Source organism: Pararhizobium sp. LjRoot238, from assembly GCF_964252955.1.
GTDB lineage: Bacteria > Pseudomonadota > Alphaproteobacteria > Rhizobiales > Rhizobiaceae > Pararhizobium.
The window spans coordinates 1,428,267-1,443,721 of record NZ_CAXUPP020000001.1; the positions used below are offsets into that span (position 1 = coordinate 1,428,267).

Annotated in this window: 13 protein-coding genes; 6 read left to right on the forward strand and 7 right to left on the reverse strand. The window is 62.2% G+C overall.

Annotated features, from left to right (window positions below):
- The first annotated feature begins 62 nt into the window (after window positions 1-62).
- The 5 genes from ACSQ3F_RS07090 (at window position 63) to ACSQ3F_RS07110 (ending at window position 4,688) form a co-directional block, all read left to right on the forward strand.
- Window positions 63-1,130: an ABC transporter substrate-binding protein gene (locus tag ACSQ3F_RS07090; RefSeq protein ID WP_436099569.1), complete on the forward strand. Its 1,068-nt coding sequence runs from the start codon at window positions 63-65 to the stop codon at window positions 1,128-1,130.
- 255 nt (window positions 1,131-1,385) lie between these two features.
- Complete coding sequence (locus ACSQ3F_RS07095; protein WP_436099570.1) at window positions 1,386-2,330, forward strand: Bug family tripartite tricarboxylate transporter substrate binding protein; 945 nt, start codon at window positions 1,386-1,388, stop codon at window positions 2,328-2,330.
- Window positions 2,327-2,818, forward strand: coding sequence for a tripartite tricarboxylate transporter TctB family protein (locus ACSQ3F_RS07100; RefSeq protein ID WP_436099571.1), 492 nt, complete (start codon window positions 2,327-2,329; stop codon window positions 2,816-2,818). The genes ACSQ3F_RS07095 and ACSQ3F_RS07100 overlap by 4 nt, the downstream gene beginning before the upstream one ends.
- A gap of 9 nt (window positions 2,819-2,827) precedes the next feature.
- A complete protein-coding gene (locus ACSQ3F_RS07105; RefSeq protein WP_436099572.1) occupies window positions 2,828-4,345 on the forward strand; it encodes a tripartite tricarboxylate transporter permease in 1,518 nt (505 codons plus the stop codon).
- A 172-nt stretch (window positions 4,346-4,517) separates the two neighbouring features.
- Window positions 4,518-4,688 (forward strand): hypothetical protein, encoded by a 171-nt coding sequence (locus ACSQ3F_RS07110; RefSeq protein ID WP_436099573.1) that lies wholly within the window; start codon window positions 4,518-4,520, stop codon window positions 4,686-4,688.
- A 122-nt stretch (window positions 4,689-4,810) separates the two neighbouring features.
- Here ACSQ3F_RS07110 and ACSQ3F_RS07115 read toward each other — a convergent pair whose 3' ends face one another.
- The 3 genes from ACSQ3F_RS07115 to ACSQ3F_RS07125 form a co-directional block, all read right to left on the reverse strand.
- A complete protein-coding gene (locus ACSQ3F_RS07115; RefSeq protein WP_436099574.1) occupies window positions 4,811-5,893 on the reverse strand; it encodes a DUF475 domain-containing protein in 1,083 nt (360 codons plus the stop codon).
- 262 nt (window positions 5,894-6,155) lie between these two features.
- A complete protein-coding gene (locus ACSQ3F_RS07120; protein WP_436099575.1) occupies window positions 6,156-6,452 on the reverse strand; it encodes a hypothetical protein in 297 nt (98 codons plus the stop codon).
- Entirely contained in the window at window positions 6,452-8,761 is a 2,310-nt protein-coding gene (locus ACSQ3F_RS07125) for an FdhF/YdeP family oxidoreductase (RefSeq protein ID WP_436099576.1), read from the reverse strand. Before ACSQ3F_RS07125 ends, ACSQ3F_RS07120 begins: the two co-directional genes overlap by 1 nt.
- A 271-nt stretch (window positions 8,762-9,032) precedes the next feature.
- On the opposite strand from ACSQ3F_RS07125, the gene ACSQ3F_RS07130 reads away from it, so the two are divergent.
- Window positions 9,033-9,986 (forward strand): DMT family transporter, encoded by a 954-nt coding sequence (locus ACSQ3F_RS07130; protein WP_436099577.1) that lies wholly within the window; start codon window positions 9,033-9,035, stop codon window positions 9,984-9,986.
- On the opposite strand, the gene ACSQ3F_RS07135 is transcribed toward ACSQ3F_RS07130, so the two are convergent.
- The 4 genes from ACSQ3F_RS07135 to ACSQ3F_RS07150 are packed head-to-tail and all read right to left on the reverse strand — an operon-like array spanning window position 9,976 to window position 15,281.
- Window positions 9,976-11,577 carry an ABC transporter ATP-binding protein gene (locus ACSQ3F_RS07135; RefSeq protein WP_436099578.1) on the reverse strand — a complete coding sequence of 534 codons (1,602 nt, stop codon included), beginning with the start codon at window positions 11,575-11,577 and terminating at the stop codon, window positions 9,976-9,978. The genes ACSQ3F_RS07130 and ACSQ3F_RS07135 overlap by 11 nt on opposite strands.
- Window position 11,578: 1 nt before the next feature.
- On the reverse strand, window positions 11,579-12,706 hold the full coding sequence (locus tag ACSQ3F_RS07140; RefSeq protein ID WP_436099579.1) for an ABC transporter permease: 1,128 nt from the start codon (window positions 12,704-12,706) through the stop codon (window positions 11,579-11,581).
- Window positions 12,699-13,622 carry an oligopeptide ABC transporter permease OppB gene (gene oppB / locus ACSQ3F_RS07145; protein ID WP_436099580.1) on the reverse strand — a complete coding sequence of 308 codons (924 nt, stop codon included), beginning with the start codon at window positions 13,620-13,622 and terminating at the stop codon, window positions 12,699-12,701. Before oppB ends, ACSQ3F_RS07140 begins: the two co-directional genes overlap by 8 nt.
- Before the next feature lie 60 nt (window positions 13,623-13,682).
- Window positions 13,683-15,281 carry a peptide ABC transporter substrate-binding protein gene (locus ACSQ3F_RS07150; RefSeq protein ID WP_436099581.1) on the reverse strand — a complete coding sequence of 533 codons (1,599 nt, stop codon included), beginning with the start codon at window positions 15,279-15,281 and terminating at the stop codon, window positions 13,683-13,685.
- Window positions 15,282-15,455: the final 174 nt, after the last annotated feature.

Here is a 15,455-nt window from a genome sequence, read left to right on the forward strand (position 1 = left end):
AGGGCACTCTAACGGGCGGAGTTCGGCTTGTGAACGGCTCGGGGCTGCGGCAATATCGTTTTATGCGTTTCCTTCTCTGTCTCAGCTTTCTCTGTGGAATCTCCCTGCCCGCCGCCGCCGAGCCGGTCGTTTTTCCGGCGCTCTCGGGCAATGCGGCTGCCCCGACCGTCGTCGTTTATTCCTCGCTCGATGAACCACTTGCCAGGCCGATGATCGTTGGCTTCCAGGCGGCCAATCCGGATGTGGCGGTGCGCTACGAGGATATGCTGACCGGTGAGATCTACGACCGGATCGTCAAGGAGACCGATGCGGGCGAAAAGACCGCGGACTTCGCCTTTTCTTCGGCGATGGATCTGCAGGTCAAGCTCAGCAATGACGGCTACGCCCAGCGCAGCGATCTGCCGATGAGCGCCCGCTGGCCCGACTGGGCCAATTGGCGCAACACGGCCTATGCGCTGACTTTCGAGCCGGCCGTCTTCGTCTATCACAAGCCAAGCTTCACAAAGGAAAAGCCGCCCTCGACGCGGGCCGAGTTCGTCGATTATCTCAAGCGTCAGGGAAGCGCGGTCTATGGAAAGATCGGCACCTACGATATCGAGCGGTCCGGAGTCGGTTTCCTGTTCATGGCGCGCGACCAGGAGCAGTTCGGCGACATCTGGTCGGTGATCCAGACGATGGGTGCTGCAGGCGTCAAGCTTTATTCCACCAGTTCGGCCATTCTTGAGCGGGTCTCCGACGGCCGCTTCGTTCTCGGCTACAATATCCTCGGCTCCTATGCCGCCGATTGGGCCTCGCGCCACCCGGATGTCGGCATCGTGCTGCCGCGGGATTACACCGTCGTCATGTCGCGCATCGGGCTGGTGCCGCAGGCGGCCGCCTCGCCCGATCTCGGCCGGCGCTATCTGGAATTCTTCATGTCGAAAGAAGGCCAGACGATCATGGCGCGCGAATTGCAGATCCCCGCCGTCAGCCCGGATGTCGCCGGCGTCAATACTGCCAATACGATGCGGGAGATGCTCGGCGCGCAGTTGCGGCCGGTTCCGGTCAGTCCCGGCCTGATGGTTTACCTCGATCAGGTCAAGCGGGCGCGGCTGATCGCCCGCTGGAACGAAGTTTTGCGCCTCCAGTAGACGAAGAAGCAAAATTAGCGGAGATTAATCTGGCAAGGTTCCGTTCGATGTCAGGTAGATGACAGCTTTCTGTGGTGCCTTGCAGTTCTTCATCGTCCGTGGAGGCGGATGATCGAGGCGAATGGGAGGAGTTTCACCAGACCCGGCGTCGTTCAGCTCAGGAAGCGAACGCGTCCGATTCAGAGTGAACCAACCCCGTCCGCAAAGATGAACACTGCGCGCCAGATAACGAGCGCGCCTGACGGAGGACTAATCTTGAAACAGTTTTTTCTGGCATCCATTCTCGCCGGCGCTCTCGCCCTGCCGGCCTTCGCCGCTGACTACACCATCATCGCGCCTGCGAACCCCGGCGGTGGCTGGGACCAGACCGCACGCTCGATCCAGACCGTGATGCAGCAGGAAGGCATTTCCGGCAACGTTCAGGTGCAGAACGTGCCGGGCGCCGGCGGTACCATCGGCCTTGCGCAATTCGCCAGCCAGTCGAACGGCAACCCGAACGCCCTGATCGTCGGCGGCTACGTCATGGTCGGCGCCATCCTCACCAACAAGTCGCCGGTAACGCTGGATGATGTCACCCCGATTGCACGCCTGACCGGCGAGTACGAAGCGATCGTCGTTCCGGCGGATTCGCCGCTGAAGACGTTCGGCGATCTGGTCGACGCGCTGAAGAAGGATCCGGGCGCGGTGTCCTGGGGCGGCGGCTCGGCAGGCGGCGTTGACCATATCGCCGTCGGCCTCATCGCCAAGGCTGCTGGCGTCGATCCGACCAAGATCAACTACATCGCCTTCTCCGGCGGCGGCGAAGCGCTTGCCGCCATTCTGGGCAGCCAGGTGACGGCCGGTATTTCCGGTTATGGTGAGTTCGAAGCGCAGGTGAAGGCAGGTACCCTTCGTCTGCTGGCCGTTTCGAGCGCCGAGCGCATCGCCGGCGTCGATGCGCCGACCGTCAAGGAAAGCGGTCTCGACGTGGTCGTGCAGAACTGGCGCATGGTTGCCGCGGCTCCCGGCCTGACGGACGAGCAGAAGGCTGCCGTTTCGACCGATATCGAAAAGTTGGTCAAGTCCGCCAGCTGGCAGGAAACCCTGAAGACCAAGGGCTGGCAGGATACCTACCTCGCCGGTGATGCCTTCAAGGAGCAACTCGCCAAGGAAATTTCGTCAACCGAAACCGTCCTCAAGGACATTGGTCTGGTAAAATGAGCAAGGGCCACACCCCTTCGACGGAAACGCGCCGCCCTGACAGGGCGGCGCTTGCCATCGCCGTCTTCCTCGCGGCCCTCGGCGGCCTGATCTTCTGGGATGCATCGCGGCTTGCGAGCACGGGAGGCTATTCCGGCATCGGCCCCGCCACTATCCCGTTTGTGATCGCCGGCGGATTGCTGATCTTGGCGGTGTGGACCGTCTTTGAAGCGCTGCGCGGCGATTTTCCGGCGCGCGACCGCCAGGAATTCGGCCCTGTCGTCTGGATCGTCGGCGGCCTTGCCGCGCAGATGCTGCTTTTGAAAACGCTCGGCTTTTCGATCGCGACCGGCCTGCTCTTTGCCGCAACGGCAGCAGCCTTCGGCAAGCGCAAGCTGTGGATGACGATTCCGGTTGGCATCCTGCTCTGTCTCGGCGTCTGGCTGATCTTTGCCGGGTTGCTGCAACTGTCGCTGCCCGCCGGTCCGCTCGAACACCTGTTTTGGTAAGGCCCTGACATGAATACATTCGATTTCCTGTTGCAGGGCGTCCTCGTCGCCGCCCAGCCGATGAACCTTCTCTACGCGCTGATCGGCGTGACGCTCGGCACCGCTGTCGGCGTATTGCCCGGCATCGGCCCGGCGCTCACTGTGGCGCTGCTCCTGCCCGTGACCTACAAGCTCGATCCGGGCGGTTCGCTCATCATGTTCGCCGGCATCTATTATGGCGGCATGTATGGCGGTTCGACCACTTCGATCCTTCTGAACACGCCGGGCGAAAGCGCGTCCATCGTCACCGCGCTCGAGGGCAACAAGATGGCCCGGGCCGGGCGCGGCGGACCGGCATTGGCCACCGCGGCGATCGGCTCTTTCGTGGCCGGATTGATCGCGACCATGGCGCTTGCCTTCATCGCACCTTTCGTCGTCAAGCTGGCGCTGGTTTTCGGCCCACGCGAATACTTCGCGCTGATGGTGCTTGCCTTCGTCACTGTCTCCTCGGCTTTCGGCGATTCGACGCTGCGCGGGCTGACCTCGCTGTTCATCGGCTTTGCACTCGCCATCATCGGCATCGACCAGCTGACCGGCCAGACGCGTATGAGCTTCGGCGTTCCCGATCTGCTCGACGGGATCGAGGTGACGACGCTGGCGGTGGCGATGTTCGCCATCGGCGAATCGCTCTATATCGCCGCGCAGGGGGATCTCGGCCCCGACAAGGTCGAAGCGGTCAAGGGATCCGTCTGGATGAACGCCCAGGATTGGGGGCGCTCCTGGAAGGCGTGGCTGCGCGGAACGGCAATCGGTTTCCCGATCGGCGCGATGCCGGCGGGCGGCGCTGAAATCGGCACGTTCCTCTCCTATGCCACCGAAAAGCGGCTGACCAAGTATCCGGAAGAATTCGGCAACGGCGCCATCGAGGGTGTCGCCGGTCCGGAAGCGGCCAACAACGCCTCGGCTGCCGGCACGCTGGTGCCGCTGCTGACGCTCGGCCTGCCGACCACGGCGACCGCGGCAATCATGCTCGCCGGTTTCCAGCAATACGGCCTGCAGCCCGGCCCGCTGTTGTTTGCGACCAATCCGCAGCTCGTCTGGGGCCTGATCGCCAGCCTGCTGATCGCCAACTTCATGCTCCTGGTGCTGAATCTGCCGCTGGTCGGGCTCTGGGTGAAGCTTCTGACGATTCCGAAGCCGTGGCTCTATGCGGGCATCCTGCTGTTTGCAACGCTCGGTACCATCGGCGCCAACCCGTCGGTGTTCGAACTCGGCATGCTGCTCGCCTTCGGCCTGCTCGGTTATGTCATGCGCATCTTCGGCTATCCGATCGCACCGGTCGTCGTCGGCCTGATCCTTGGGCCGCTCGCCGAGCAGCAGCTTCGCCGGGCGCTGTCGATCAGCCAGGGTGATGTCACGGTGCTGTTTACCTCGCCGATCGCCGCCGTGCTTCTGGTGATCGCCGCCGCAGCCCTGATCATTCCCTTGATCCTGCGGGCGCGCGGGCGTGGCGAGGTACTCGCCCAACTCGCCGCAAGCGAAGATTGACGCTCCTCCCAAGACCGTCACAGGGAAAGGCCCGGTTAGCTGATGTTAACCGGGCCTTTCCTATTTGCATGGCTGGGATGAATTCCTGTGCATTGTAAAGCACTGCCCAAAGGATCATCTTCCACTCATCGAATGAAACACGATCAACCAAACTGGAAAGTGAGCAAAAGAGATGTCCGCCCTTCGTAAACCTGCCCGAGGCTTCTTCGGTAATGCCATCGCCATCTTTGGCGCGGCCACGGCCGCAGCCGCGGCTGTCGAGGGCCACCGCCGTCCGCTGGACCGCGACCTCTACACGCTCGGCATCGATCCGAAGAACTTCAATTCCGTGAAGCGCGGCTAATTGTGGACCCGGCGCGCTGCTGTAGCGCGCCACAGGTTCCATTGGCTAAAATTGGTTCTGTCCATTTAAAAACCCGCCAATCGCATGATTGGCGGGTTTTTTCGTTAAGCCAACCAGAAGCGCTATGCTCCGGCGTGGGTCTGTTCGCGGTGGCCGGCATCTTCGCGCCTGTTGTGGCGGATCGAGGACCACAGCGAGATGCCGATCAGGGCCGCCCCACCGAGACCGGTGATGACTTCCGGGATATGCACCAGCGTCTGGCAATACATGATCACCGACAGGATTAGGATCGCGTAGAAGGCGCCGTGTTCCAGGTACCGATATTCGGCGAGCGTACCCTTCTCCACCAGCATGATCGTCATCGAACGCACATACATGGCGCCGATGCCGAGGCCGATGGCGATGACGAAGAGGTTCTGCGTCAGGGCGAAGGCACCGATCACACCGTCGAAGGAGAAACTGGCGTCCAGCACTTCGAGGTAGATGAAGGCGCCGAGGCCACCCTTGGCCGCGGCACTCATCGTCTGCTGCTGTGCGTCCAGAATGCCGCCGACCACTTCGACCGCCAGGAACGTCAACAGGCCGTAGATGGAGCAATAGACGAAGGTGGTCGCCTCCTCGCCGTGAAGGAAGGATGAGAACACCAGGATCAGCATGAGCACGAAGGCGATTTCGACGCCCTTGATCGTTGCGAAGCGCGACATGCCGCGTTCCAGTGACGCAATCCAGTGGATGTCCTTCTCGTGGTCGAAGAAGAATTTCAGGCCGACCATCATCAGGAATGTCCCCCCGAACGCGGCGATCGGTAGATGCGCCTCGTTCATGATGCGGGCGTATTCCTCGGGGCGCGAGGCGGCCAGCACCAAGGCATCAATCGGCCCGATGTTGGCTGCGATGACGACGATGAGAAGCGGGAAGACGATGCGCATGCCGAAGACGGCTATCACGATGCCCCAGGTCAGGAACCGGTGTTGCCAGACTGGCGTCATTTCCTTGAGCTTGTTGGCGTTGACGATGGCGTTGTCGAAGGAGAGGGAAATTTCCAGCACGGCAAGCACCGTGCAGATGAAGAAGACGGTGGCCATGCCGCCCAAGGTACCGGTCGTGGTCCAGCCGAGCCACGCGCCGAGCGCGAGCCCTGCCGCAGTCGTGATGAAGGCCCATTTGAAATAGCCGAGCGTCGACGGTTGCGAGGCGGGCTTCATGGGCGCACCTCCGATCCGTCAATGCTTGGAGCACGGGTTGAATAAATGGAGAAATCCCGCATGCCACGATCGGCATGCGAAGAACGCATGAGATGGATTGTCATGTGCTTAAGTCCGCCGGCTTATTTGCGGGTGATACCGACATCACGAGAGCGCCGTAGAATCTCGTCAGAGGGGCCCGGTATCAGGTTGGCTCCGCAGGCGTGTGTAGAATGCCCTGCACTGCGGAGATGTCTCCTACTTAGCAAGGATGTGGCCAAGGTCAAGGCCGGGCCATGAGCCTGTCGCCTTTTACCGTAAGTTTGAGGTGCGTTCTCTGCGTGCGGGCGTCGCGACGGAGAATTTCGATCGGCGCGTCCGGTCCGCACAGCAGATTGATCTCCCGCAGGACGAGCGCGTGGGCGATGCCGAACAGCCTGGCAAAGGTGCGGCTGTCATCGGCGATCCCTTCGGAAATGGCAGCGATGATGCCCGCACCCAGCGGCGAAAGCTTGGCGTCCTGGCTGCGGATCGCCTCGACGAGGGCAAGGAAATCGACTTCGGACGGGCTATCCGGCATCAGGCCGCATCTGCATCAGTGGCTTTGGTGCGGAAGGATACCAGCACCGATTTTGACGTCGGCGTATCGCTCTCATCTCCGGCGCTCGACAAGGGCACGAGCACGTTGAGTTCCGGATAGTAGCCGGCGACGCAGCCGCGCGGGATATCATAGGGCACGAGGCGGAAATTGGTTGCGATGCGGGAAACCCCATCACCGTGCCGGCCGATCACATCGGCGCGGTCACCGGCCTCAGCGCCGAGGCCGGCGAGGTCGACCGGGTTGATGAAGACGACGTTTCGCTCGCCATAGACGCCACGATAGCGATCGTTCATGCCATAGATCGTCGTGTTGTATTGATCGTGCGACCTGAAAGTCTGCAGCACGAAGACGCCGTCCTGGCCGCGGGCGACCTGATGTTCGATGGCATCGGGAAGCGGGCCGGTCCAGAATGTGGCGCGACCTTCCGGTGTTTCCCACTCGCGATTGGCGGCGGCATTGCGCAGATGGAAGCCGCGCGGCTTGCGGACGCGTTCGTTGTAGCTTTCAAAACCGGGAATGACATTGGCGATGTGATCGCGAATCAGGTCGTAGTCATCGGCAAGTGCTGCCCAGTTCACCTTTGCCGAACCGACGGTCGCCGCAGCGATACCGGCGATGATCTGCACTTCGGAGCGCAGTTCTGGCGATGCCGGCTTGTTGATGCCGCCGGAGCCGTGCACCATGCTCATCGAATCCTCGACGGTGACGATCTGGCTGACGCCCTTTGAATTCCGGTCGATTTCGGTGCGGCCGAGGCAGGGCAGGATGAAGCTCACTTCGCCCGGCATCAGGTGCGAGTGGTTGAGCTTGGTGGCGATGTTGACCGTCAGCTTCTGCGAGGCCAGCGCCCTTTCGATGATCGGGCTGTCCGGCGTTGCGCGCGCGAAATTGCCGCCGAGGCCGATGAATGCCTTTGCCGAGCCGTCCAGCATCGCGCCGATGGCAGCGAGTACATTGTGGCCCTCGTGGCGCGGCGCCTTGAAATCGAATTCCTGTTCCAGCGCATCGAGGAAGGCGGCCGGCGGCTTCTCGTTGATGCCGACGGTGCGGTCGCCCTGGACGTTGGAATGGCCGCGCACCGGGCAGAGGCCGGCGCCCGGCTTGCCGATATTGCCGCGCAGCAGCATGAAACTGGCGATCTCGCGAATGGTGATCACCGAATGGCGGTGCTGGGTGACGCCCATCGCCCAGGTGCAGATCACCCGCTCGGCGCCAAGATAGATCGCCGCCGCCCGCTCGATTTCGGCGCGCGTCAAACCGGACTGGTCCTCGATCTGTGCCCACGTGGTCGCATCAACAGCGGCGCGATAGGCGTCGAAATCCGCAGTGTGCCGGTTGATGAAATCGAGGTCCAGAACAGAGGCCTCGCCCGCCGCAAGCGCTGCGTCGTCCGCCGCGAAGACAGCCTTGGCCATGCCGCGAACGGCGGCCATGTCGCCGCCGAGGCGTGGCTGGAAATAGTCGCTGGCGATCTCGGTCGAGCCGCCGCGCAGCATTTCCAGCTTGTCCTGCGGGTCGGCGAAACGTTCCAGGCCGCGCTCGCGGACCGGATTGAAGACCGCGATCTTCGCACCGCGTTCGGCCGCGCGGCGGAGATCGCCGAGCATGCGCGGATGGTTGGTACCGGGGTTCTGGCCGATGACGAAGATGGCATCGGCCTTCTCGAAATCCTCCAGCAGCACCGTGCCTTTGCCGACGCCGACCGCCTGCTTCATCGCGATGCCGCTTGCCTCATGGCACATGTTGGAGCAATCCGGAAAATTGTTGGTGCCGTAGAGCCGGACGAAGAGTTGATAGAGGAATGCGGCTTCGTTGGAGGCGCGGCCGGAGGTGTAGAATTCTGCCCGGTCCGGCGTGTCGAAGCCATTGAGGATAGCGCCGATCTCGGCGAAGGCGGCGTCCCAGGTGACGCGGACATAGGTGTCCGTCGCGCGGTCGTAGCGCATGGGATGGGTAAGCCGGCCCTGCTGTTCCAGCGCGTAGTCGCTCCAGGTCTTCAGCTCGGAGACGGTATGGGCCGCGAAAAAGTCGGGCGGCGTGCGCTTGTCGGTCGCTTCCCAGGAAACGGCCTTGACGCCGTTCTCGCAGAATTCGAACGAGGAACCATGTTCCGGATCACCCCAGGCGCAACCGGGGCAGTCGAAGCCATCGGGCTGGTTGGCCTTCAGCAAGGCGCGGGCACCCGAAAGCGGCGAGCCGCTTTCCAGAAGGCGCTTGCCGCAGCTTTTCAGCGCCCCCCAGCCGCCTGCCGCGCTGGAACGCTTGCCGATGAAAACAGTCTTGCCCATGAACGAAGCGATCCCTGCGCGCGGTCGATAGAAGAAACATGATCAAAAAGTTCGGTTACACAGGCTTGTGGTCGAATTTCGGTGTTCTTTCAATGGCCTATTTCGCATACGCTAATAGAATATTTCTATCGTGCTGCGATGCAAAATCAAAGGGATGGAACTGGCCGAGCGCGGCTTGCATTCCGATTGTTCATCGACCCATCGATTTTCGTGGATGGATTGAGGCGCGGGAATATGCGAGTGGCAGGGCGTCTTTCCCGGAACCGATGCCATGACAGCCGCAACAGCCTCCATTGCCCATACTTCGAACGCGGCCCGTACCGGCGTTCTCTTCATGCTGCTTGGCATGCTGATGTTCTCGCTGAACGACACCATGGGGAAATGGCTCGTCTCGACCTATTCCGTCAGCCAGCTGATGACGATCCGCAGTCTGGCGGCGCTGGTGGTGCTTATTCCCTTCTTCATCAAGCGCGGGTGGCGCAGCCTGCTGATCGTCGACCGCCCGTGGCTGCAGGGTCTGCGGTCGCTGCTTTTTGCGGTCGATGCGTCCGCCTTCTATTTCGCCGTCGCTTACATGCCGCTTGCCGATACGATGACCTATTGGCTGGCGGCGCCGATCTATGTTGCCGCGGCTTCTCCGTTCCTGCTCGGTGAGCACGTGGGGTGGCGGCGGTGGACGGCAATCCTGATCGGCTTCGCCGGTGTCGTCATCGCGCTCGAGCCGTCAAGCGAGAGTTTCTCGCTGCCGGCACTGATCGCGCTCGTTGGCAGCGCGGCCTACGCCTTTGCGCTCCTTCTCGGCCGAACCCTGCGGGCAACGCCGGATACGACGCTGATCTTCTGGCAATTGAGCGGCGCCCTGATCTTCTCGCTGGTCGGTGTCGGCGCCAATCCCGCGGGCTGGGCGCCGATGGACCTGCAGGCGCTGGCGTGCCTCAGCCTTCTCGGCATCGTCGCCATGCTCGCCCATATTCTCGTCACCCGCTCGCTGAAACTGGCGGATGCGGCGACGGTGGTGCCGCTGCAATATACGCTGCTCTTCTGGGCGGTGGTCTTCGGCTGGATCTTCTTCGACGATACGCCGCGCTGGACCGTGATCCTCGGCTCCGGCCTGATCGTTGCATCCGGCCTGTTCATCTTCTTCCGCGAACAGCAGTTGAAACGAAGGCAACCGCAGCAGCCGGGCCCGGCTGTCGAAGCCGGGCTCGGAGAAATCACGCGGTAAAGGCGGCGCTCATCAGGGTCTGGGTGTAGCTCTCGCGCGGTGCCTCGAAGATCGTCTCGGTCTCGCCTTCCTCGACGATCTTGCCGTTCTTCATCACCACCACGTAATCCGACATCGCCTTAATCACCGACAGGTCGTGGCTGATGAAGATGTAGGAGAGGCCATTTGCCTTCTGCAGATCGCGCAGAAGGTCGATGACCTGGCCTTGCACCGAACGGTCGAGCGCCGAGGTCGGTTCGTCGAGAATGACGACCTTTGGTTTGAGGATGATGGCGCGGGCAATGGCGATGCGCTGGCGCTGGCCGCCGGAAAACTCATGCGGATAGCGGTTGCGGGCTGCCGGATCGAGGCCGACTTCCTTGAGTGCTTCGATCGCCCGCCTGTCACGCTCGGCGCGGCTGAGCTGCGGCTCGTGGACATAAAGCCCCTCGGTGATGATTTCGCCTACAGTCAGGCGCGGCGAGAGCGATCCGTACGGATCCTGAAACACCAGCTGCAGCTCACGGCGCAGCGGCCGCATGGCGGCGCGGCCGAAATCGGAGATATTGGTCCCGCGGAACTGGTAGCGCCCGCTGCTCGGGATCAACCGCAGCAGCGCGCGGCCGAGCGTCGATTTGCCCGATCCAGATTCGCCGACGACGCCGATGGTCTGGCCCTCTCTCAGCCGGATGCTGACGCCATCGACGGCGCGAAACACCCCGGCCGAACTGCCGAACAGGCCGCCGCCGGTGGCATAGTCGACCGCTACGTTCGTTCCTTCGAGGACGATCGGGGCGTTGCCGCCGGGAGCTGCCTTGTGGCCGCGCGGCTCGGCAGCCAGCAGCATCCTGGTGTAGTCCGCCTGCGGCCGCTCGAAGATGTCGGCAGTGGTTCCCGTCTCGACCACCTCGCCGCGGCGCATGACGGCAACACGGGTTGCGAAATGGCGGACGATGCCGAGATCGTGGGTGATCAGCACGACGGCCATGCCGAACTTGACCTGCAGCGAGCGCAGGAGTTCGAGGATCTGCGCCTGGATGGTGACGTCGAGCGCCGTCGTCGGCTCGTCGGCAATCAGGATGTCCGGATCATTGGCGAGCGCCATGGCGATCATCACGCGCTGGCGCTGGCCGCCGGAGAGCTCGTGCGGGTAGCTATCGATCCGCCGCTGCGGTTCGGGAATGCCAACCAGCTCCAGCAGTTCCAGCACCCGGGTACGCGCCTGTTTGAAGCTGCCGCCGCGGTGGTGGACGATCGGCTCGGCGATCTGCCGGCCGATCGTGTAGAGCGGATCGAGCGAGGTCATCGGCTCCTGGAAGATCATGGTGATCTTGGCGCCGCGCACATGGTTCAGCGCTTTCAGAGGCAGGCCGATGAGTTCCTGGCCGCGATATTTCGCCGAGCCGGAGACTTTACCGTTGCCGGCAAGCAGCCCCATGATGCCCATCATGGTCTGGCTCTTGCCGGAACCCGATTCGCCGACGACGGCAATCGTTTCGCCGGCCTTGACGTCGAGATCGATGCCCTTGACCGCTTCCACCGTTCCGTCCGGGGTCGAAAAGCTGACCTTGAGGTTTCGGACGGCGAGAATTGTTTCCCGTGAATCAGTCATGTCAGCGGTCCTTCGGGTCGAGCGCATCGCGCAGGCCGTCGCCGGCGAAATTCAGCGAGAAGAGGGTGAGGACGAAGAAGATCGCCGGGAAGATCAGAAGCCATGGCGCCGACTGGATGTTGTTGGCACCTTCGGCGATCAGCGCGCCCCAGCTCGTCAGCGGCGCCTGGACGCCGAGACCGAGGAAGGAGAGGAAGCTTTCGAGCAGGATCACCTTCGGCACGACGACGGTGACGAAGACGACGACCGGCCCGATCGTGTTGGGGATGATGTGGCGGCGGATGATCTGCCAGTCGGTGAGGCCGAGCGCCTGCGCCGCGCCGATGAATTCGCGTCGCTTCAAGGCCAGCGTCTGGCCGCGCACGATGCGGGCCATGTCCAGCCATTCCACCGCGCCGATGACGAGGAAGATCAGGATGAACGAGCGGCCGAAGAACACGACGAGCACGACGACGAGGAAGACGAAGGGCAGCGAATAGAGGATTTCGACGAAGCGCATCATGACGTTGTCGATGCGGCCGCCGATATAGCCTGATGTCGCACCGTAAAGCACACCGATGCTAAGCGAGACGAGGCTCGCCAGCAGGCCGACGGCGATCGAGATCTGGCCGCCAAGCATGACGCGGGCCATCAGGTCGCGGCCATTGGAATCGGTGCCGAACAGGAAATATTCTCGGGCGACGCGGCCGGTGAGCTTTAGCGTCTTTCCATCGTTTTCGGTCGTCACCACTTCGGTGTCGTCAAATTCGTTGGCCCGGTCGAAATAGCGCGTGGCGCGGGGATCGATCGGTTGATCGGATGTCACTGTCGCAGTGAAGGTCTGGCCTTCGACGGCAAACTCCTTCAGATCGACGCGTGCCCGCGCCGCCACGTCTTCCATGACCTCCTGAAGGTTTGATGCGTCCGGCCGTGGTTCGAAGCTCGGCGGGATCGAAACATAGGACGGAAAGACCTGATCATAGGTATGGCTGATGAAATGGGGACCGAGAAACGAAAACAGCGCGATCAGCGCCAGCATGACACAGCCGGCCATGGCGGCGCGGTTGCGGCGGAAGCGCATCGTCGCGAGCTGGAACAGGCTTCGGCTTGCGGTTTCGGGCGGGAGCGGGGCGGTGACGATATCAGTCATGGCGGACCCTCGGATCGAGAAGGCCGTAGAGAATATCGACCAGAAGATTGAAGACGATGACGAAGATGGCGATCAGCACCACGGTTCCCATCACCAGCGTGTAATCGCGGTTGATCGCGCCGAGCACGAAATAGCGGCCGACACCGGGAATGGTGAAGATCGTCTCGACGACGGCCGAGCCGGTGAGCAGCGCTGCGGCGGCGGGGGCAAGATAGGAAACGACCGGCAACATCGCGGCGCGCATCGCATGCGTGACGACGACAACGCGCGACGGCAGGCCATAGGCGCGCGCCGTGCGGATATGATCGGTGTGCAGCGCCTCGATCATCGAGCCGCGCGTCAGCCGGGCAAAGACTGCAAGCTGCGGCAAGGCAAGGGCGATCATCGGCAGGATCAGGAAGCGCAGCGAGCCATCACCCCAGCTTCCGGCCGGCAGCCAGGCGAGCGTGATGGCGAAGACAAGCGTCAGCACCGGGCCGACGACGAAGTTCGGCACAGTGACGCCGACGGTCGAGACCGACATGATCAGGAAATCGAGGAAACTGTTCTGCCGAAGCGCCGCCAGCGTGCCGGCGAGAACGCCGCCGACCAGTGCCAGCAGCAGCGCATAGGAGCCGAGTTCGATTGAGAACGGCAAGCCCTTGCCGATCAGTTCGGCGACGGTGTTGTCCTTGTAGATGTAGCTCGGCCCGAAATCGCCGGTGACGGCATTGCCGATGTAGGTGAGGTACTGGCTCCAGAGCGGCTGGTCCAGATGGTACGTCCGCATCATGTTTTCCATGGTCTGGGGCGGTAGCGGACGTTCGAGATTGAAGGGGCCGCCGGGGGCGAACCGCATCAGGAAGAAGGAAATCGTGACGACGATAAACAGGGTCGGCACGGCGCTCGCGAGGCGGCGCAGGACAAAGGAGATCATGGTTTTGCTCTCTGACCGTGACGCGCGGCAGCGTACAAACCGCCGCGCGTCAAAAATCCGTTATTCGGAAACGCTCAGGAAGCGGCTGAGATGCGCGTTGACGGCGTTATCCTGCCAACCCTTCACCTTGTCGGACACCAGCCAGAGGTCGGCCTGGGTCAGGAACGGCGCGATCGGCTGTTCCTTCATCAGAAGCGCCTCGGCTTCATGAAGCGTCTTTGAACGGACGGTCGGATCGACCTCCTCGTAGGACTTCTTCATCAGCGCGTCGAACTCTGGGTTCTCGAAGTGGCCGTAGTTGAAGGTCTTGTTCGAGGAGAGGCTGAGCGCCAGGAAGTTTTCGGCATCGGCATAGTCAGCTACCCAGCCGGCGCGGGCGACGTTGAACTTGCCGCCTTCCTGCAGGTAGGCGTAGTGCGAGGAGACGTCGAGATTGACCATCGAGACCTTGGCGCCGAACGTGTTCTTCCACATGTCGGCGACAGCCGTCGCGACGCGCTCGTGGTTCGGATTGGTGTTGTAGCGGATCTCGATGTTAAGCGGCTTGCCGCCTTCGCCGTAACCGGCTTCCTTCATCAGCTTGAGCGCTTCATCCTCGCGGTCGAGCTGCGACTTCTCGGAGAAGTCGGCCTTTGCCGGATCGCCGTAGCTCGCCATGCCCGGAGGCACCATGGAATAGGACGGCAGCTGCGAACCGCTGTAGATTTCCTTGGCAAGGAAGTCGCGATCGACAGCCATGGACAGCGCCCGGCGGACGCGCACGTCGCTATAGGGCTCCTGGCGCGTGTCGAAGGCATAGTAATAGGTCGCGAGCGTCGGCGAAACATGGACCTGCTCGCCATAGGACTTGCGCAGGCGGTCCAGCTGGTCGGCCGAGAAATTGTAGGCGAGGTCCATTTCCTTGGCCTCAAACCGGCGGACAGACGCGGCCTGGTCATCGATCGGGTAGAAGATCACCTTGTCGATCTTGACGTTGGCCGCATCCCAGTGGGACGGGTTCTTTTCGGTGGTCAGGCTGTCGTTCGGGGTATGGGCGACGAGCTTGTAGGCACCGTTCGAGACCATGACGCCCGGCTTGACGAAATCGGCGCCGTTCTTTTCGACGCTTGCCTTGGAGACCGGCAGAGCGGTCTGGTGCGCCAGCAGTTCCAAGAAGAAGGGAGTTGGGCGTTCCAGGGTGACTTCAAGCGTCTTGTCGTCGATCGCCTTGATGCCGAGCTGATCGACCGGCACTTCGCCCTTGTTGACCTTTTCGGCGTTCTTGATCGGGAAGAGAATGTTGGCGTAGCCGGCCGCGGTCTTCGGGTCCTCGACACGCTGGATGGAGAAGACGAAGTCGGCGGCGGTCACCGGCGAGCCGTCAGACCACTTGGCGTCGGCGCGCAGCTTGAAGGTGTAAACGAGGCCGTCGTCAGAGAGATCCCAGGTTTCGGCTGCACCCGGAACGACCTTGCCGGCCGCATCGTAAATGGTCAGGCCTTCATAGAGATCCTTGAGGATGAACTCTTCGATGTTGATCGAGGTGTGAGCCTGGTCGAGCGTCTGCGGCTCGCCGGCATTGCCACGATGCAGAACGGTCTCTGCGAGCACCGGGCTCGCGCCAATGAGAATCGATCCCAGCAGGATCGCTGTGCGGAGGTTGATTTTTGCCAATGTCATTTTTGTTTTCCTTCCCCTCTTTTTAGGTTGTGAAGCGGCGAGAGAATGCCAATTTTTTCGCAAAGGCAAGGCCATCTGCCGTGGCTCAAACGCCGCGATGTCGCTGACAGGCATGTATCTATAGCGCGGCGGTTGCATTTCAATCGCGGCATTTTTCGATGGATTTGCGCCCGG